Annotated in this window: 15 protein-coding genes and 2 pseudogenes; 6 read left to right on the forward strand and 11 right to left on the reverse strand. The window is 59.7% G+C overall.

All coding sequences use genetic code 11. The features are described from left to right. The first annotated feature begins 120 nt into the window (after positions 1-120). Both NP552_RS03275 and NP552_RS03280 read left to right on the forward strand, forming a co-directional pair. Positions 121-687 (forward strand): DUF6630 family protein, encoded by a 567-nt coding sequence (locus NP552_RS03275; RefSeq protein ID WP_123752480.1) that lies wholly within the window; start codon positions 121-123, stop codon positions 685-687. A gap of 412 nt (positions 688-1,099) precedes the next feature. Further along, positions 1,100-2,083 carry an LLM class oxidoreductase gene (locus tag NP552_RS03280; RefSeq protein ID WP_043862986.1) on the forward strand — a complete coding sequence of 328 codons (984 nt, stop codon included), beginning with the start codon at positions 1,100-1,102 and terminating at the stop codon, positions 2,081-2,083. A gap of 38 nt (positions 2,084-2,121) precedes the next feature. On the opposite strand, the pseudogene NP552_RS03285 reads toward NP552_RS03280, so the two are convergent. From NP552_RS03285 to NP552_RS03305, 5 genes and pseudogenes are all read right to left on the reverse strand, one after another. Further along, a pseudogene (locus NP552_RS03285) lies at positions 2,122-2,304 on the reverse strand (monovalent cation:proton antiporter-2 (CPA2) family protein); the annotation flags it as partial. Positions 2,305-2,498: 194 nt separating this feature from the next. After that, positions 2,499-2,801, reverse strand: a complete 303-nt coding sequence (locus NP552_RS03290; protein WP_043862987.1) for a putative quinol monooxygenase — start codon at positions 2,799-2,801, stop codon at positions 2,499-2,501. Positions 2,802-3,029: 228 nt separating this feature from the next. Further along, entirely contained in the window at positions 3,030-4,130 is a 1,101-nt protein-coding gene (locus tag NP552_RS03295) for a low temperature requirement protein A (protein ID WP_229589278.1), read from the reverse strand. 98 nt (positions 4,131-4,228) lie between these two features. Next, positions 4,229-4,768: a DsbA family protein gene (locus NP552_RS03300; protein WP_012051936.1), complete on the reverse strand. Its 540-nt coding sequence runs from the start codon at positions 4,766-4,768 to the stop codon at positions 4,229-4,231. 11 nt (positions 4,769-4,779) lie between these two features. Beyond that, positions 4,780-5,322: a redoxin domain-containing protein gene (locus NP552_RS03305; RefSeq protein ID WP_043862990.1), complete on the reverse strand. Its 543-nt coding sequence runs from the start codon at positions 5,320-5,322 to the stop codon at positions 4,780-4,782. A 611-nt stretch (positions 5,323-5,933) separates the two neighbouring features. Between NP552_RS03305 and NP552_RS03310 the strand changes: the two are divergent. Beyond that, positions 5,934-6,605, forward strand: a pseudogene (locus NP552_RS03310) (GNAT family N-acetyltransferase); the annotation flags it as partial. A 143-nt stretch (positions 6,606-6,748) separates the two neighbouring features. On the opposite strand, the gene NP552_RS03315 reads toward NP552_RS03310, so the two are convergent. Next, on the reverse strand, positions 6,749-7,705 hold the full coding sequence (locus tag NP552_RS03315; RefSeq protein ID WP_274096428.1) for a LysR family transcriptional regulator: 957 nt from the start codon (positions 7,703-7,705) through the stop codon (positions 6,749-6,751). 41 nt (positions 7,706-7,746) lie between these two features. Between NP552_RS03315 and NP552_RS03320 the strand changes: the two genes are divergently transcribed. Both NP552_RS03320 and NP552_RS03325 read left to right on the forward strand, forming a co-directional pair. Next, complete coding sequence (locus NP552_RS03320) at positions 7,747-8,178, forward strand: GFA family protein (protein ID WP_012051932.1); 432 nt, start codon at positions 7,747-7,749, stop codon at positions 8,176-8,178. A gap of 543 nt (positions 8,179-8,721) precedes the next feature. Continuing rightward, positions 8,722-9,030, forward strand: a complete 309-nt coding sequence (locus NP552_RS03325; RefSeq protein ID WP_213605773.1) for a DUF3077 domain-containing protein — start codon at positions 8,722-8,724, stop codon at positions 9,028-9,030. A gap of 126 nt (positions 9,031-9,156) precedes the next feature. On the opposite strand, the gene NP552_RS03330 is transcribed toward NP552_RS03325, so the two are convergent. Further along, on the reverse strand, positions 9,157-10,125 hold the full coding sequence (locus NP552_RS03330; RefSeq protein ID WP_274096429.1) for an AraC family transcriptional regulator: 969 nt from the start codon (positions 10,123-10,125) through the stop codon (positions 9,157-9,159). A gap of 103 nt (positions 10,126-10,228) precedes the next feature. Between NP552_RS03330 and NP552_RS03335 the strand changes: the two genes are divergently transcribed. Next, positions 10,229-11,476 (forward strand): MFS transporter, encoded by a 1,248-nt coding sequence (locus NP552_RS03335; RefSeq protein WP_104573055.1) that lies wholly within the window; start codon positions 10,229-10,231, stop codon positions 11,474-11,476. A 95-nt stretch (positions 11,477-11,571) separates the two neighbouring features. On the opposite strand, the gene NP552_RS03340 is transcribed toward NP552_RS03335, so the two are convergent. The 4 genes from NP552_RS03340 to paaZ form a co-directional block, all read right to left on the reverse strand. After that, a complete protein-coding gene (locus tag NP552_RS03340; protein WP_274096430.1) occupies positions 11,572-11,961 on the reverse strand; it encodes a hypothetical protein in 390 nt (129 codons plus the stop codon). 128 nt (positions 11,962-12,089) lie between these two features. Next, on the reverse strand, positions 12,090-12,956 hold the full coding sequence (locus NP552_RS03345) for a transporter (RefSeq protein ID WP_043862995.1): 867 nt from the start codon (positions 12,954-12,956) through the stop codon (positions 12,090-12,092). A gap of 88 nt (positions 12,957-13,044) precedes the next feature. Continuing rightward, positions 13,045-15,138, reverse strand: coding sequence for a PQQ-dependent dehydrogenase, methanol/ethanol family (locus tag NP552_RS03350; RefSeq protein WP_054915430.1), 2,094 nt, complete (start codon positions 15,136-15,138; stop codon positions 13,045-13,047). Between the two features lie 244 nt (positions 15,139-15,382). Next, the gene (paaZ, locus tag NP552_RS03355; RefSeq protein ID WP_274096431.1) at positions 15,383-17,437 is read right to left on the reverse strand and encodes a phenylacetic acid degradation bifunctional protein PaaZ; all 2,055 of its coding nucleotides are present in this window, start codon (positions 17,435-17,437) and stop codon (positions 15,383-15,385) included. Positions 17,438-17,466: the final 29 nt, after the last annotated feature.

Raw genomic sequence — 17,466 nt, forward strand, 5'->3', positions numbered from 1 at the left:
GGGTCGATTGCTGCCGCACGTAGACTGAACAGATGTCAACCCTGACCCTATTCGCCGTCATCGAACCGCTGGGGTAAGCTTCGCGCCAGAGGCTTTACCCACCAAGGAGAATAAACGGCGATGGGCTTGTTCAGTCGATTGTTCGGCGATCGCTTCACACAACCCCCACCCGATGAACCAAGGTTGAGCGATGCCGCGATTATGCGTGAGCTTTATCCATTCGGTGCGCAACTGAAAACGTTCACCCAGGCCCTGTTGGCGCGGCTGCCTGAAAAGGAACGTGCGCGTCTCGTGAGAAGGGTGTCGCGCTATTACAACCTAGGTGAAGACCCGGCCACCGCGTTGGTCAGTGGTCTTTTGGACGCTGATAAAGGCCAGTTACTCAATAATCTGGTTCTAATGGCCGTGGACGTGCACGGCTTCGATGATTTCAAGTACCTGGCACCGAAACTGATTGAAGCCAGCGGCATTGACCAGATTTATGCCTACAAGCTGGAAGAGACGCCATCACTGATGCAAGTGCTGATCGATTTCGATCAATGGCTGACCGGGTTCGGGAAGCGCTTTCTGCATGTGGATACAGGCGGCGCCGATTATGTGGGTTGCATCATTGAGCAAGATTGCGTCGAAAACCTGATCTCGCTGGCTAAGCAGGCTGGCATCGACGCACGGCTCGATCCCTTTTGAGACACGTTGGCTGACCGCTATCGGCCAATAGCGGCCGTTCTGGAATGGCAGGAAACGACCGATAACTGCCTTCGATACGCGACTTTCGCCCACCAGCGGCTCGATTGTAAGAATATGGCGGAGAGCTGCAAAACCGCCTACGCTTATAGAATGATTCCTCGAACGCCTTGCCCATCTGGTGGTATAGAGCCGAGAGATCTGACTTCCTTTGACCGTCCGCTTAACACCCACCCGGACCAACCCGCGCCTATCGCCAGCAACTGCCCCCTGAGTCCGGTCCACACGACCAGCAGTACGGCGCAACGGGTAAAAGCCAGACCCAGTCCCCCCACCTGCCGTTCAAAAGCGACCGATGCCGCAGCACCTCTGGAAACGGGGGCGCTGTTCACGTTCTGCCATGAGGTCAATCCGTATGTATCGGCCGAGCACGATTCCTTACCAGCAGCATCGAGGGTTCAGCCGAACCTTCACTCAGGGGCATTTGAGCCTTGGATTATTCTTTCCCATGGAGGCGTTCGACGGGGACACTCCGAGCATGCTCAACCAGGTCACACTGGCTAAACAAGCCGAGGCGCTGGGCTTCTGCGCGCTCTGGTTTCGCGACGTGCCGCTTCGCGACCCTGGCTTCGGCGATGTCGGCCAAGTCTTCGACCCCTGGGTTTACCTGGGTTATATGGCCGCCCATACCTCGGAGATTGCACTTGGCACCGCCTCCATCGCCATCCCGCTGCACCATCCCCTGCACACGGCCAAGGCGTCTGCCAGCGTAGATCAGTTGAGCACTGGTCGCTTGATTCTGGGGGTTGCTTCGGGAGATCGGCCAGTGGAGTTTTCGGCATTTGGCGTCGATCCCGAAAGGCGTGGAGAGATCTTTCGAGAACACTACGAAGTGATTCGCCGCGCCCACAGCACCAGTTTTGAGCCCATCCACTGGAGCACTGGTGAAATGCAAGGCGCAGACCTGATTCCGAAACCGACCACCCAATTCATTCCAATGCTCGTGACCGGCAACAGTCGCCAGTCACTGGATTGGATCGCGCGTGAGAGCAACGGATGGATCAACTATCCACGCATTCCGAACATGCAGCGGCTGGTCGTGGAAGATTGGCGACTGGAGGTCACGAAACAATGTGGTTCTGTGTATAAGCCCTTTACTCAGTCGCTGTACATCGATCTCGATGAGAATCCGTCAACGCCACCCACACGTATCCATTTGGGGTTCAGACTTGGACGTTACCATCTACGTTTTTTGCTGGAGTCGCTTGAGGAAATCGGCGTGGACCACGTCATTCTCAATCTCAAATACGGCAAGCGCCCTGCGGTGGAAGTTATTGAGGAATTGGGTACGCACATCGTTGCGCAGTTCGGAGTGCAGCCGCGTCAGGCAGCTCATTGAACATCGGTCACTGCTACGCCGACGAATGCTCACTTGACGAAACCATAAGGTGTCACGGCGCGGATGACCTCCGGTTCTATATCAATGATGGAGATCTTCGCGCCATGAGCGACCGGTGCCCGGCAAACAATCTACCCTACCCAGCCTAAACCCGTGATGAGCACGTTGCCTTGCAGATTCTGTGCGGCTTCCACGCCGTCCCTGGACACGATCTGCGCGCGTATCCTTTCACTTATACCGAGCGCGCAAGCATGGCATGAATCCTGGACACGGCACTTTAGCCATGACATTTATCTTCAATACAAGTGTTTTGATTGATCACCGCCCGGAACAGCAGCAGGCCCAGGCTATCCTGATTTTCACAAAATACATCGTGGGCCTCCCAGTACTGACTGGAGCTTCCTATTGGGTTTGCTTAGCTGGGTAGCTTGGCCGCAAGGACGTCAACCTTCTCGATTGATGGCGGTTCGGCAAATAGCTCGGCAGCGTTTGCCATAAGCGCCGCCGCGACCTTGCCCGAAAGATGAGCCTGCCGGCCCGCTTCATCCGGGAATGCGTCAAAGATGCCAAAGGTGGACGGCCCCAAGCGGATTCCAAACCAGGCTGTAGTGGCTGGCTCCTCCTCCACTAACCGAAGGCCACCCAAAAGAAAGCTCTCTACATCCTTTTCTTTCCCGGGTTTTGCTTTTAGGCGAACGAACAACGCTACTTTGACCATGATGTGGCTCCTGTTGTTACGATGCGGCTGGCGCTTTCAGATCGCGATAGCTAAGAGGGGCATCCGAGACTCTTAACTATGGTCGACGATACCAGGATTACAAACCCAAATAGACCAAGGGTAGCGGCGAGTAGCGCACGAGCAGTGAGAACGACGTAGTGGGCAGCATGTAACCGCAAGTCAGCCACTTGCTCACTTGGTCCCACCCTCTGGTCTGATAATGATGATTCAACGATATCTGAAATTTAGAAAAACATAAGAGATCATGGTTGCTGTCAGGCCGACCAATATGTACTCGACGCGGGGTAAAAACACGACTAACCCGCCCAAAGAAAACACTATCAACGTGTTTTGTAGGATGTATTTCCTTATTCTACTCACGGCTATGAAATAGCCATATTGCTTACCTAGGAAAAACAAGGCCATGCCGGTGATCGACATAATCTGGAAATCGCGTATCGCAATGTCGTTCAGGATCGCATGCCTAATCAAATTTGCCAGAAGTGCCAGCCCCATAAAAAGAAAAAGGTGCGAGTAGATTAAGGCGTGCCCACTCATCCTGCTTTGATGTTTTTTCAGCAAGTAAAAACTATCAAAATAGATCCACCAGATACTGCAAATCATGATAAATCCGGTGATGGCCGCCATCACATTATAATAACCCCATTGAATGTTAGATAAGCCTCCGGAAAGGCTAATAATTGACTCCCCCAATAAGATTAGGGTGAGTAGGCCTATGCGCTCAACCAAGTGCTCTGTGTGTGCTGGCAACGGTTTTAGTTTAGTCCAGAAAAATACAGGAAACAGAATATCAAGAACAATCCCAATATAAGCAACAAGGTAACGCAAGGGCGGGTCAAAAATAACGGATGAAAGGCTAATAACTGCGCTAACTAATAGGGCGAAGCCAAGCCTTGAGGAAAGTTCGCCGCGAGAATCGAGTTTACTAATGGATGAAATATACATAACACTGATGATTGCACGTATACCAAAATAGCAGACAATAATGAGCGGGTAGTTCACTTCCAAGTCTTCCCCGATCCGTGCCGATAGCACAATGAGCAGGAGCATTATGAATAATGTTGCCAAACGGTGAAGATTGCTGTCTGTATCGAACCTGTTGGAATAAATCGTGTGACTGGACCAGATCCACCACAACGGCACAAAAAGCAGTAAGAATGTCCATAATTGCTTATGTTCAAAGTGCCCATCATGAACATGTCCGAGAGTGTGCGTAACTTGACCTATCGTAACAACGAAAGTCAGGTCAAAAAACAACTCCAACCATGTGGCGTGTCGATTTTCTTCATAATACTTCAAAGATTTCATTAGTTGCCGGCTCCGTGCCCACCTCTTTAATGTAAAAGGAAGCTAACGTTGGTTTTTCCCCGGCTCCGATGTGGGTGATGCCAAGCCGATTTGGCTCTCTAGCGATTTCGTCCACGCACTAACAAAAGCTCAATCATCTGACTCATCCCGATGAACTCTGGAACTCCGTCATACCGAAGCCCGTCAATGTAAAACGCTGGGGTGCCATTCACGCCGCTGCGTACACCGCCATTGAAATCGGCTTGTATTTTGGGAATGTAAGTATCCTCTTGCATTGCAAGATCGAATTCCTCCCTGGAAAGGCCGTGTTTGAGAACGATGGCGCGATACAGCGGCAGGCCCAATCGATCCTGATTTTCGTACAATCCGTCGTGGGCCTCCCAGAAGAATCCTCGACTCCCGGCATACTCAGCGGTGACCGCTGCACCCAATGCATGGGGGTGAGCGGTGGTCAGAGGGAAGTTACGGAACACAAACAGCAAGTCATCGCGAAAATGCTGTTGCAGATTCTTGACCATCCAATAAGCTTCACCGCAATAGGGACATTCATAGTCGCCAAATTCGACCAAGGTGACCTTGGCATGCGCACTTCCCTGGCGATGGTCGTCGGCACTTACCGGGACTTTGAGAGTGGCCATCTAATCACCTGTTAATTTTTGGTTGGCGTGCTTTGTGGCGAATTCGCCAAAGCATCCAGCGCATCCAGAATACCGTCCGCACCAGGGTTGATTGCCATCGGGGAGACGTAGCTCCAGGCAACCATCCCGTCCTTGTCAATCACGAACAGCGCACGCTTACAAACCCCGAGCTGGGACTCGTACGCTCCATACTGTCGTGCCACAGCCCCTTTGGGCTCGAAATCGGCCAGCAGGCTGAAGTGAAAATTCCGATCTTTGGCAAAGGCCTGATGACACCAGGCGCTGTCAACCGAGATACCCAGTAGCGCCGCACCGTATTCTCTGAATGTGGGTAGCAACTGGTTGTACAAAGTCAGTTGGTCACCACACACCGAAGTCCAGTCAGCGGGATAAAACGCCAATATCACGGTATTTCCCTTTAGCTCACGCAGCGACAACTGTTGATCAGGGGTTGCTTGAAGAGTGAAGTCGGGCGCGACAGTGCCGGCCGGCAGCGGCCCCTGAACCCGGTCGCCATTGGTTTTTTGTGCATCATCGAACTCTAAAGTATTCATAGCTTGAACCTTGATAGATGGGTGGTTGGGACGTGCTCAGTGGGATGCGACGTGCCCGGCGGGATAACTCCATCCACCATCAAGGGGTTCAAAAAAAGACAACGCTACCTCGATCTCAGCCTGAGCCTGAGTGATTTCGGCAGCGAAACGTTCACGTTCCGCATCAAGGAACACAAGAAGATCCGCCGTGTAATCGCGGAATTGGATTAGGCCAGGTTGGCAGGGGAATGGTCAGATTCGCTCTGGCTCACCAATGACTATAGTCGTTGATGACGCTTACCGTAGTAGCTGAACGATTTTTCGCTACCCTCCAGTGCCAACAACACTCACGCGCTTATCTTGCTGCCATTTCAGGCGGCGTTTTAACACGATGATTTTGGCAGCTATTTCGCCACTTCAGACAAATTTACATCTGCTTTCTGGACGACAACTGCTGCCCCTTACGACAAGCAGAAATCGACCAGAGGCAGACACTGAAACCGCCTTCAGGTCTACAGAATGAAGGTTGCTATGGGAAATGCTCTGGACAAACGAGTCGTTGTCATTAGTGCCGGCATCGTGGGCGCTTCGCTGGCGTAACACCTGGCTGATAAAGGCGCGAATATCACAGCAAAGCTCGGTCGGCAATCGACGCCCGAGCCTCTCAAATCCAGCTCACCGAGCCAGGTCGTCAGGTGCTGGCCTCGCTGGAGCAAGCCGCTCGTGAAGAAGTCGTGTTGATGTTGCAAGGCTTGCCTGAGCGCCAGCAAGAACAATTGATCCAAGCCATGAGACAGATCCAGACTCAATTGGGCGACGGTGATCATTCCTACATCCTGCGCGATTCACAAGCGGGCGATATGGGTATCGTTGTTCAGCAACAAGCGCAACTCTATGCCCGCGAATACGGTTGGAATATGGAGTTCGAAGCGCTGGTGGCGGAAATCGTCGCCAACTACCTTCGTGAGTTCGACCCGTCCTGCGAGCGATGCTGGATCGCGGAAAAAGAGGGCACAGTTATCGGTTCGGTCTTTGTCGTCAAACATGACCAGACGACCGCCAAGCTGCGGATGCTCTACGTTGACGCGAGCGCCAGGGGCATGGGAATCGGCAATCGGTTGCTGGAAGAGAGTATTCGGTTTGCGCGGCTCGCGGGCTACAAGCACATGATCCTCTGGACAACCAGTGTGCTTGTCGATGCCCGAAAGCTCTATCAGAAAGCAGGTTTCCATTTGGTCGAAGAAGAACAGGTACACAGCTTCGGAAAAGACCTCGTCAGCCAGACTTGGGCTCGGGAACTGTAAGTGTCGGGAGCACTGGCCGCGAGGGATCGAAATCTGCCAGTGCTGAACGGCTGCAATGGGTCGGGAGCGGTCAGTCCGGAGCGGCGGCTTTCGACCCATTGCAGCCGTTTAGACAAAGCAGTGGATGCCACGACCTACGCTGCTCACTGATCGGCTAAGCATAGATACTGATGTAACTGCTCTCCAAGAACCTCGAACGCCTGAGCGATCCTGTTAATTTTGCGCAGGTCATTGTGCATTGCGATCCACACCTCAACCTCAAAGCCAAAATCGTGTGGTAGCACATGTACCAGTCGGTGCGATTTTGCGATTTGAGTCGGGCAGAGCCCGAAGCCTAAGCCCGCTCTCAGAGCGGCCAGCTGAGCAAGGTGATGATCAGAGGCAATGGCGAAATGCTGGTCGGCATCGCACAGACCAGAGTCGATAAACCGACGCAAATCCGCTGAGCGTCTGTCTGGCCCGATCAGCGGTCGCTGGCGCAGCGACAGCAGGGAGGTTGGGTTACCGTAGCGCTCCAGGCACCCGGCACTGGCATGGATGCCAATCTGCAAACTGCCGACACGCCGCACCGTGATATCCGCTTCATTGGGCCGCATCAGCCGCACCGCAATATCCGATTGCAGCCTGGCGATGTCTTCAAGGGCATCGCTTATGCTCAGCTCAAGTTTGAGTCCGACGTGTTCGTAATGGAAAGGGTGCAGCAGGTCGGGCAAGACTTCGACGCCAAGCAACTCGCCACAGGTCAGCCGGACTGTACCGTGATCCATCGACGCTTCAGAGCTGGCCATGCGGTTGAAGGTTTGCGCGGCCAGATCCATGGCCTCCACATGTTCGATCAGGCGCTGCGCTCCGGCAGTAGGCGTCAGTCCTTGAGGTGTGCGGGTGAACAGACTCACACCGAGAGCGTGTTCAAGACAGTCGAGGCGCCGGCGCGCAGTGGCCTGGGCGATACCCAGCAGCTTCGCCGCGCCGCTCAGGCTACCAGAGCGCAACACGGCGAGAAATACACGCTGGCTTTCCCATTCAATACCGCTCATACATTCTTGGCCAACAGTTGCTCCTAATTTGATCTTCTGCCAGAGCCCGTGAAAAGCGATCATTCGCCCACATTTTTCCGGGCGTCATTGTAAGGAACTAACGCATGAGAATCACCGGTCAGTGCCGATGTGGGCAAGTCACCCTTGAGATCGTGGCGCGGCAATTGCCGCCGCTGTATGCCTGCCACTGTTTGAACTGCCAGCGCTGGAGCGGCAGTGCGTTTGGTCTGCACATGCTGAGCGCGGCTTCGGCTGTTCAGGTGTCTGGCGAAACGGCGATCTTTGAGCATGAACACCAAGGTCAAACGTCTACCCAACATGCCTGCGGTACATGTCATACCCGGCTGTTCAACGAGACGACGGCAGCACCCGGCATGCGAGTGGTACGGGCCGGCATCCTGGAAGGGGCTGAGCGCTTCGAGCCGGTTGCGCATATCTGGACTCGGCGCAAGCAGCCATGGCTGGTGCTGCCGGGAGCAATCGCACAATGGCAGGAGAGCCCCACGCCAGAAGCATTTGCCGCCGCATTAGGGTAAGAGCTTGCTCTTCCATAAGTGAAGATGTCGCTCGCCGAGCGGCAAATTATCAGGGTTGACTACGTCCGCTTTGGGTCGTAAGCGGTCTTTCACCCAAGACCGCATACGGCCAGAATCTCTAGCTGCCGCAACAGACTGCAACGTATTGGTCAGCCTCAAGCGCAGGCCGCTCTGCGCGCCTTAAACCTTTGAATTCAAAAGCAAGCCAGATCGTCAAAATGAATGCATCAGTACTCAGACGGTAACGCCTCCTCCTTCCCTCTGCCAGAAACTTGAATCCCCACCCCAACCCCGTTAACCTTGCTCAGTCGCTGTAAATCCAGCGTCCAGGTTTGGTCACCTGAGATAAATCAAGGCGCACAAAGCGCCGCATCCGAATCAGTGGCGCTTTTTTGTGTCTGCTGTTTCGTGTTATGGCGGCTGTGCGTGGGGCGCATTCGTGCGCGCCGGGTTCCTTGATTCCCGGTTGACCAACCTGCGTACAGCCGCCACCCATCGTTTGGTCACGATGCTGGTCGGCTCCACCAATCAAGGAGCTGCACAATGACAAAAATCGTCCCTGATCCCCCACTCCCCAACACCCCGCGCAAACCCGCCTACACCTCCTTCGGCTGTTGCCACGGCGATCACCCTCCCCTGTTTTCCGTGCGCGAAGACATCAAGCTCGAAGATGCGCTGGTCTACCTGTCGATCATGATCCAGTGTGCAAGGGACACCACCGCACAAGCCTGCGAACGCGCCGATGAGCAGTTCAAAAGCCTGCTGATGGCCTCGCAACATTCGCTGGAATTGAGCAACGCATTGATCGAGTCGGTGCTTGATGGCATGGAGGCCAAAGCGGTCAGTAGTTGATGACGCAACACACGGGCCGCACACGCGGCCTATCGAAAGCCAAGAGGTGCGAGCGACTGCGTTCGGCCTTATCTCAAAGAGTGCCAAGGCCGCCCAATATGGCCCACCCGCTCATCCCACTCAGCTTCAGATGGCAGCCGACTGCCTCAACCTGCGACTCAACCCAGGCGTCTTACCCGTAACACGCTTGAACGCCCGACTGAACGCTGCCTGAGACGTATAGCCCAAACGCTGCGCGACCTCTTCAATTGGCAACCTTTCCAGCGTCAGCCACTGGCTGGCAAGCCGCATTCGCACTTCGGTGACGTAGCGCAGCGGGGTCATGCCAATCGTCAGTTGAAAACGCTCCGCAAAGACCGAGCGGGACGTATTGCATTGCTCCGCCAACTGCTCGACGGTCCAGTCGCGGCCCGGTTGTTGATGCAGCGCCAGCAGTGCACCGGCCAGGCGCGGATCGCGCAGGGCGGCAACCAGGCCGGAGGCGTTACCGCAGGCGCACTCGACCCAACCTCGAACGACCATGGCGGCGACCACGTCGGCCAATCGCGCGAGGATGCCGGCGAAACCGATGCGTGCGGCGCTGACCTCGCGCTCCATGGTGGTGAGAATAGGCACCAGCCCGGGGTAACGCTGGCCGCCGGCGTCAATCAGCATCAGGCCCGGCATCAGCTTGCCAAGGCCATGCAGGCTGCCCAATTCGAACTCCATGCAGCCACTGAACAAAAGCGTGGTCGGCATGGCGCCGGCCTCGGTTCCGGTGTCCACCGCGCTGACGGCGTCGCCCAGCGGCTCGCCGTCCAGAAGGTCGATTTGCTGCACGGGCACGTGTGTATCCGAGAGCAATTGATGGGCCGCGCCATGGGAGATGAAGACGGCGTTACCGGCGCACAGCGCATAGGTTGTGCCGTCTTCCATGCGCAGCACCGCGTTGCCGACCGCCAGGAAGTGGAACCAGGCATGCCCGGGTTTGGCAGCGAAGCCCAAGCCGAAGGCCGGGCCCGCCTGGATACGCCGGTAGTCGACACCGCGCAGGCGCATGCCGCGCAACAGCTCGTTGATGAGATCGTAAGAGAAGGCAGAGGGGTCCGTCGGCATGATTCAGGTGTTCTGGTCAAAAAATCGAGTTTTTCGATCATAGATCATCCGGGTTCTCGCGCCTAGACTGCGGGTCGCAATTGAAGATTGGGAGATCCGTGCAATGACTGACCTTGTTTGCAATGCCGTACCCGACAGCCGTCCCGGCGCCGGGCCGGATGCAGAACCTGCAACCCCCGCGTGGATGGCCGTGTTCTCGTTGGCCATGGGCGTGTTCGGCTTGCTGACCGCGGAGTACCTTCCGGCCAGCCTGTTGACGCCGATGGCGACCGAGCTGGGGGTATCCGAAGCGCTGGCTGGCCAGGCGGTAACGGTGACAGCCGTGGTGGCGCTGTTCGCCGGCCTGTTGGTGCCAGGCCTGACTCGCAGTATCGATCGCCGCTGGGTGTTGCTGGGTTTTTCCACGTTGATGATCGCGTCCAATCTGTTGGTCGCCGTTTCCTCCAGTTTCGTGGTGCTGTTGCTGATGCGTATCTTGCTGGGCATCGCGCTTGGCGGGTTCTGGAGCATGGCGGCGGCGGTGGCGATGCGTCTGGTGCCGGGGGCTTTGTTGCCGCGAGCGCTCTCGATCATTTTCAGTGGCATCGCCATCGGGACGGTGGTTGCGGTTCCGCTGGGTAGTTATCTGGGTGGGCTATATGGCTGGCGCAGCGCGTTCTTTGCAGCGGCGGCGGTGGGCGTGGTGACCCTGGCGTTCCAGTCAATCACGCTGCCGAGCCTTGCGCCGCGCCGCCCGGCACGCCTGCGCACGGTGCTTGAAGTATTGCTGCGCCCAGGCATTGCCATGGGGATGTTCGGTTGTGTGCTGGTGCACAGCGGCCACTTCGCGATGTTCACGTATGTTCGGCCATTCCTCGAAGGCACGACCGGCATTGGCCCGCAGGGGCTGTCGCTGATGTTGCTGGGTTTTGGTGTGGCGAACTTTGTCGGCACCCTGGTGGCCGGGTGGATGCTTGCTCGTTACCCGCTGGCCACCCTGGTGTCGATGCCCGCGCTGGTGGGCGTTGCGGCACTGGCGCTGGTTCTGTTGCCGGCGTCGGTGCCAGGGCAGGCCGTACTGCTGGCGGTGTGGGGCCTGGCCTTTGGCGGTGTGCCGGTGGCGTGGTCGAACTGGGTCGCCAACGCGGTCCCTGACCAGGCGGAAAGCGCCGGGGGCATGGTGGTAGCGTCGGTACAGTCGGCCATCGCCACAGGCGCAGCCGCGGGTGGGGCAATGTTCAGCCTCGGTGGCAGCGCAGGCGTATTCGTGGCGGCGGCCGTGCTGATGCTGCTGGCCGCGGTGCTGATTGCACTGCGGGTGCGAGTACCTTCGGTAGAGGGCGCTGTGCTGAACCGGTCGGCACGCCACTGATGATTCAGCTCTGCGGCGCCGATCCGCGATAGCGCCTTGCGCGCCGCCCTCCCCTTGGTCGATACACACCAGGCGACACGGCAGCGAAGAGTCGGTCAGCGGCCCTGGGGGCTATCTGCGAGCCAGTAATAGTCTGGCCAGTAAGGCCAGACATGGCGGTCGCGATGCACATGCTTGAGCGACAGGGTCTGGCCCGGGTGAAAGTGATCAGCCGGGTACTGACCTGACAACAGAACGGTGCGCGTTGTTGCGATCAGCGACTGGCAATAGTCACGCGTGGCTTTGTCGGCCCCCAGCACCTGACTGTGCGCAATTGAAAAGCCGAAGGCCGTCATCGGATGCCCGTCATTTTTCAGCCGGGTGAAGACAGGGGTCGGCTGCCGATACTCGGCAACGGGAACGATCTTGCCACCCAGTTGGCAGGCGAACTCCTGGGCCATCAGCGGTGGGCAGACAAGCAGCAGCAGGCACAGTTTGAGCTTCATGTTCACGTCACAGTTCAAGTGTCCGGCCCCGCGCGTGGCGACTGACAGGCCCAAGCCACGCAGTCTAAGCCCGGCCATGGCGTGTGACCACACCGGGTGCCCCTCACCCGGTGTGCGTCAGGCTCGCCTCAGTAGATATACGCCAACCTGAACTGCAGCGAATGGTCGGTCATCGGCCCCGAGCGCACGTCCACATCCCGCCAGTACTGCCCCATTACCTGCCACTGCTTGCCCAGCATGGTGGTCGCCGACAGGCCGACCGTGCCGTTGTTGTGGCTGGTTTCCAGGGTCTGCCCGTCCAGCGTCTCGCGCGAGCCCCAGTTGTGCCGGTACGACAGCGCCACCGAGGTGGCCGGGGTGAAGTTGTAGCGCAGGTGGTTGTGCAGCTGGATCAGCGGGTCACGGTGCGCACCGGTGTCGCGCTGCTCCTGGTAGAACTCGGTCTCGGCGATCACGTCCCACGTCCAGCGTTCGTTGAAGCCGTGCACATAGCCCACCTGGAAGTCCGCCGCCCAGCGGTTGCCGCTCAGGGCAAAGCCCTGGTTCTTGTCGGCGCCGGTGGGCGCGGTGACGAACAGCGACCAGCCCAGGTGGCGGTTGCGCTCCATGTCGGCCAGGCTCCACACCGTGGCGCCGAAGGTGATGTCGCCCAGGCCGCTGTTCTTCTGGCCGGTGGCGCCGATTTCCTGATGGCCGTAGGGGATGATGATCTGCGGGTCCCAGATCAGGCCGGTGTTGAAGAACTCGGTGAAGTGCACCAGACGCAGCACGCCCACGGTCAGGTCCAGGTCGAGGTTGTCGGCGGCGCGCTTGCCGCCCATGTACGAGCGGTCGATGCGCGGGTTCTGCTGGTACAGCAAGGCCAGGTCGGTGCCCGGTGGCAGCGCGGCATAGTCGCCGGAGTCGGGGCGTACATCGGCCAGCGCGGGGCTGGCGCACAGGGCAAGGAACAGCGAGCACGGCAATGCGCCGCCTTTGTGCAAAAGCGCTTTCATGGGGGTCACCTGTCTACCGATTAATTGTTATTGGAACGGGTTGAGGCTGCCCCGCTCGCACGCATGGCGAGCGGGGTCGAGGGGTGGCTTACTGCGCCGCAGTGGCGTCGGCGGCGGCGCGCAGGTCAAGGCTGCGCTTGATGATGTATTGCTGGATCAGTTGCATCTGCGGCATGTCCAGCACCCCGGCAAAGCTCGGCATGCCCTTGCTCATGAACGCACCGCTGACGATGCCGACGAAGGCCTGGTGCTTGTCCGGGCTCAGGTAGCGCAGGTCGGGGATCACCCCGCCGCTGGCGGCGTTGAGGCCGTGGCAGGCGCCGCACATGCCGTTGAACAGGGTGCGGCCCTGGGCGATTTCATCCGCCGAGGCGGTCAGCGCGGGCACTTGCGGTGGTAGCACCGGCGCCTTGCGCGGCGGCGGCAGTTCGCCCTTGGCGCCAAGCTTGAACACCAGCACGCGGGACTCTGGCTGGACCTTGCCCTTGTCGGTCAGGCCGCCTGCGATCAGCGGCATGATGCCGCCCCAGCCGGCCATGAACGCCACGTACTGCTCGCCCTTGACCTCATAGGTGACCGGCCCGCCGAGCACGCCGGAGTTGGCGCGGTGCTCCCACAGCTGCTTGCCCTTGTCGGCGCTGAAGGCCATGACGCGGCCGTCCGAGGTGCCCTGGAACACCAGGTTGCCGGCGGTGCTGAGGGTGCCGCCGTTGCCGGACTCGACATAGTCGTGGGTCCAGGCGGCCTGCTGTTTGACCGGGTCCCAGGCAATCAGGTGCCCGCGCCAGGCGCTGCGGATCTGGTTGAACACCTTCGGGTCTTCCGGCAGGTCGGGCACGTCCAGGCCGAAGTTCACCACCGACTTGGTCGGCAGGAACAGTGGCTTGTCGGCGGCCTTGAGTTCGGCCACGGTGTCCTGGGCCGGAATGTACACATAGCCGGTGTTGGGGTTGTACGACATCGGGTGCCAGCTGTGGCCGCCGAGGAAGCTTGGCTGTATCACCTTCGGCGCCTTGGCGTAGTCGGCCTGGTCGGTGAGGATGGGGCGCCCGGTCTTGGGGTCCAGGCCGCTGGCCCAGTTCACCTGCACGAAGTTGTTGCCCGAGATGAACTCGCCGTTGGTGCGGTCGATCACGTAGAAGAACCCGTTCTTGGGTGCCTGCATCAGCACCTTGCGGGTCTTGCCGTCGATCTGGATGTCGGCCAGCACGATCTGCTGGGTGGCGGTGAAATCCCAGCGATCGCCGGGCGTCACCTGGAAGTGCCACACGTATTCGCCGGTTTCCGGGCGCAGCGCGACGATCGACGACAGGTACAGGTTGTCGCCCTCGCCCTGGCTGCGGAACTGGTAGTTCCACGGCGAGCCGTTGCCGGTGCCCACGTACAGCAGGTCCAGCTCGGGGTCGTAGGACATCGAGTCCCAAACGGTGCCGCCACCGCCCCACTTGACCCAGCCATTGCCCTTCCAGGTTTTCATGGCCTTGGCCATGGCCTCGTTTTCCGGTGGCAGCGCCGGGTCGCCGGGCACGGTGAAGAAGCGCCAGGCCTGCTTGCCGGTATCGGCATCGTAGGCGGTGATATAGCCGCGCACGCCGAACTCGGCGCCGCCGTTGCCGATCAGCACCTTGCCTTTGACGATGCGCGGGGCGCCGGTGATGGTGTAGCTCTTGTTGGGGTCCAGAACGGTGTCGACGCTCCACACCTCCTTGCCGGTGGCCGCATCGAGGGCGATCAGGCGCCCATCGAAGCTGCCCACGTAGACCTTGCCCTGCCACACGGCCACACCGCGGTTGACCACGTCGCAGCAGCCCTGGCTGAGTTTTTCCATGGGGATCTTGGGGTCGTACTTCCACAGCGGCTTGCCGCTGGCGGCGTCGAAGGCATACACGATGCTGAAGGCACCGGTGGTGTACATCACGCCGTCGACCACGATGGGGGTGGCTTCGGTACCGCGATCGATGTCGAGCTTCTGCGTCCAGGCCAGGCCAAGCCCGGCGACGTTCTGGTCGTTGATGCGGGTCAGCGGGCTGAAGCGTTGTTCGTCGTAGGTACGCCCGTGGGCGAGCCAGTTGGCGGCGTCCTGGTTGGCGTTGAGCAGTCGGTTGGCGTCGATGTTGCCGGGCGTGCCGGCGTGGGCGAGCGTTGACACGTAGAGCACGGCAAGCGGCATCAAGCGTTTCATTTTTTATTGTTATCCCGTTCTGGGTGGATCAATGAGTGGCGTGGCAGGCCATGACGGGATTAGAGCAAAGTCGGAGGGGGTAAAGCGCTTGCGTGTGTGCCAGGTATTTTTGTGTGCGTGCCATATTGGTTTGCAGGCCCGGCCCCTTGGCCTGTAGGAGCCGGCCTTGCCGGCGAAGAGGACATGGCACGCTGGCCAGTCATGCCCCTTCGCCGGCAATGCCGGCTCCTACAGGCGAACAAGGTCAGGCCGGGCGCTTGAGCACCAGCGTCAGGATGTCGTAGCTGGCCACCAGCTCACCCAGCTGGTTGGTCACTTCCACATCCCACGCCACCACCCCTTGCGGCTGGCCCAGCGGGCTGGATTTGCCCTGGTCGATCTTGCGCTTGCAGGTCAGGCGCGCCTGGATGGTGTCGCCAATTCCCACCGGGCTGATGAAACGCAGGGTGTCCAGGCCATAGTTGGCCAGCACCGGCCCCTCGCCCGGCGACACGAACAGCCCCGCCGCCGCCGACAGCACGAAGTAGCCATGCGCAATGCGCTTGCCGAACTGCGATTGCCTGGCCGCAATGTCGTCGAAGTGCATGTAGAAATGATCCCCCGACAGGCAGCCGAAGTTCACCAGGTCCGCTTCGGTCACGGTACGCCGATGGGTCAGCAGCGACTCGCCGATGCGCAGCTCTTCGAAGTGACGACGGAACGGGTGCACCTTGCTCTCGTACACCTGGGCACCGCGCACATACTCGCCGGTCACCGCCATCAGCATGCTCGGCGAACCCTGCACTGCCGCACGCTGCAGGTAGTGCTTGACCGCCCGCAGCCCGCCCAGCTCTTCGCCGCCACCGGCACGCCCAGGGCCGCCGTGCTTGAGCTGCGGCAAGGGCGAACCGTGCCCGGTGGACTCCGCCGCCGCCTCGCTGTCGAGGATCAGCAACCGACCGTGCCAGGCTGCAGCCACCGGAATGGCCTTGGCTGCCACCTCGCGGTCGGCGGTCACCAGGCTGGCCACCAGGCTGCCCTTGCCGCGCGCGGCCAGCGCCAGCGCTTCATCCAGATCGTCGTAGGCCATCAGCGTGCTCACCGGGCCGAAGGCCTCGATGTCGTGGGCACCGCCATCGGCGTGCGGGTCGCGTGCCTGCAGCAGGGTCGGCGCAAAGAACGCCCCTTCGCTCACGCCCTCGCCCCGAGGCTCGAAACCATCGCTGGCACCGAACAGCTGGTCGCAGCTCTGCAGCAGACTGCGCACCCGCTCGCCCACATCGCGCTGCTGGTCATGGGAAGCCAGCGCGCCCATGCGCACGCCCTCCACCGACGGGTCGCCCACCACCACCTTGCTCAGGCGCTCGCGCAGGCGCGTGGCCACGGCGTCCAGGTGCTTGGCCGGCACGATGGCGCGGCGGATGGCGGTGCACTTCTGCCCCGCCTTGGTGGTCATCTCGCGCACCACTTCCTTGATGTACAGGTCGAACTCGGCATCGTCCGGCTTCACGTCCGGGCCCAGGATCGCGCAGTTGAGCGAGTCGGCCTCGGCGGTGAACGGCACCGAGTGGCGGATCAGGTTCGGGGTCACCCGCAGCTTGGCCGCGGTGTCGGCAGAACCGGTGAAGGTCACCACGTCCTGGCCTTGCAGGCGGTCGAGCAGGTCGCCGGTGCTGCCCACCACCAGTTGCAGGCTGCCGGCCGGCAGCAGGCCGGACTCATCCATCAGGCGCACCACCGCCTCGGTCAGGTAGCTGGTGGAGGTGGCCGGCTTGACGATGCACGGCATGCCGGCCAGAAAGGTCGGTGCGAACTTTTCAAGCATGCCCCAGATCGGGAAGTTGAACGCGTTGATGTGCACCGCAAGCCCCGCACGCGGCACCAGGATGTGGCTGCCGGCGAAGGTGCCCTGCTTGCCCAGCGGGATGGCCGGGCCTTCGTGCAGCAGGTTGCCCGAGGGCAGTTCGCGGCTGCCGATGCCGGCATAGGCGAACAGCGTGGCGTTGCCGCCCTCGATGTCGATCCAGCTGTCGGCGCGGGTTGCGCCGCTGTGGTGGGACAGTGCGTAGAGCTGTTCCTTGCGCTCGGCCAGGTACAGCGCCAGGGCCTTGAGCCGCGCGGCACGCTGCTGGAAGTCCATCGCCATCAGGCTGCGCAGGCCCTCACGGCGCGCATGCTCGATGGCTTCGGCAAAGTCGGGCCGCTCTTCATGGCTGTACGCCAATACGTGCCCGTCCAGGGCGCTGCGCAGCGGCTGCGCGCCATGCTGGCCGAGCCAGCGGCCGGCGATGAAGCTTTGCAAGGTTGGGGCAACAGACATGAGGTGTCCTCCGGTTCTTTTAAGGGGCG

The sequence above is a fragment of the Pseudomonas sp. 8209 genome (assembly GCF_028682105.1).
In the GTDB taxonomy this organism is placed as follows: Bacteria; Pseudomonadota; Gammaproteobacteria; order Pseudomonadales; family Pseudomonadaceae; genus Aquipseudomonas; species Aquipseudomonas palmensis.

Coding starts and splice junctions, on each gene's coding strand:
- paaZ (WP_274096431.1), bottom strand. CDS start 17,437: ATGTCTGTTGCCCCAACCTTGCAAAGCTTCATCGCCGGCCGCTGGCTC.
- NP552_RS03290 (WP_043862987.1), bottom strand. CDS start 2,801: ATGGTCAAAGTAGCGTTGTTCGTTCGCCTAAAAGCAAAACCCGGGAAA.
- NP552_RS03280 (WP_043862986.1), top strand. CDS start 1,100: ATGTATCGGCCGAGCACGATTCCTTACCAGCAGCATCGAGGGTTCAGC.
- NP552_RS03300 (WP_012051936.1), bottom strand. CDS start 4,768: ATGGCCACTCTCAAAGTCCCGGTAAGTGCCGACGACCATCGCCAGGGA.
- NP552_RS03330 (WP_274096429.1), bottom strand. CDS start 10,125: ATGCCGACGGACCCCTCTGCCTTCTCTTACGATCTCATCAACGAGCTG.
- NP552_RS03305 (WP_043862990.1), bottom strand. CDS start 5,322: ATGAATACTTTAGAGTTCGATGATGCACAAAAAACCAATGGCGACCGG.
- NP552_RS03350 (WP_054915430.1), bottom strand. CDS start 15,138: ATGAAACGCTTGATGCCGCTTGCCGTGCTCTACGTGTCAACGCTCGCC.
- NP552_RS03325 (WP_213605773.1), top strand. CDS start 8,722: ATGACAAAAATCGTCCCTGATCCCCCACTCCCCAACACCCCGCGCAAA.
- NP552_RS03295 (WP_229589278.1), bottom strand. CDS start 4,130: ATGAAATCTTTGAAGTATTATGAAGAAAATCGACACGCCACATGGTTG.
- NP552_RS03315 (WP_274096428.1), bottom strand. CDS start 7,705: ATGATCGCTTTTCACGGGCTCTGGCAGAAGATCAAATTAGGAGCAACT.
- NP552_RS03335 (WP_104573055.1), top strand. CDS start 10,229: ATGACTGACCTTGTTTGCAATGCCGTACCCGACAGCCGTCCCGGCGCC.
- NP552_RS03340 (WP_274096430.1), bottom strand. CDS start 11,961: ATGAAGCTCAAACTGTGCCTGCTGCTGCTTGTCTGCCCACCGCTGATG.
- NP552_RS03345 (WP_043862995.1), bottom strand. CDS start 12,956: ATGAAAGCGCTTTTGCACAAAGGCGGCGCATTGCCGTGCTCGCTGTTC.
- NP552_RS03320 (WP_012051932.1), top strand. CDS start 7,747: ATGAGAATCACCGGTCAGTGCCGATGTGGGCAAGTCACCCTTGAGATC.
- NP552_RS03275 (WP_123752480.1), top strand. CDS start 121: ATGGGCTTGTTCAGTCGATTGTTCGGCGATCGCTTCACACAACCCCCA.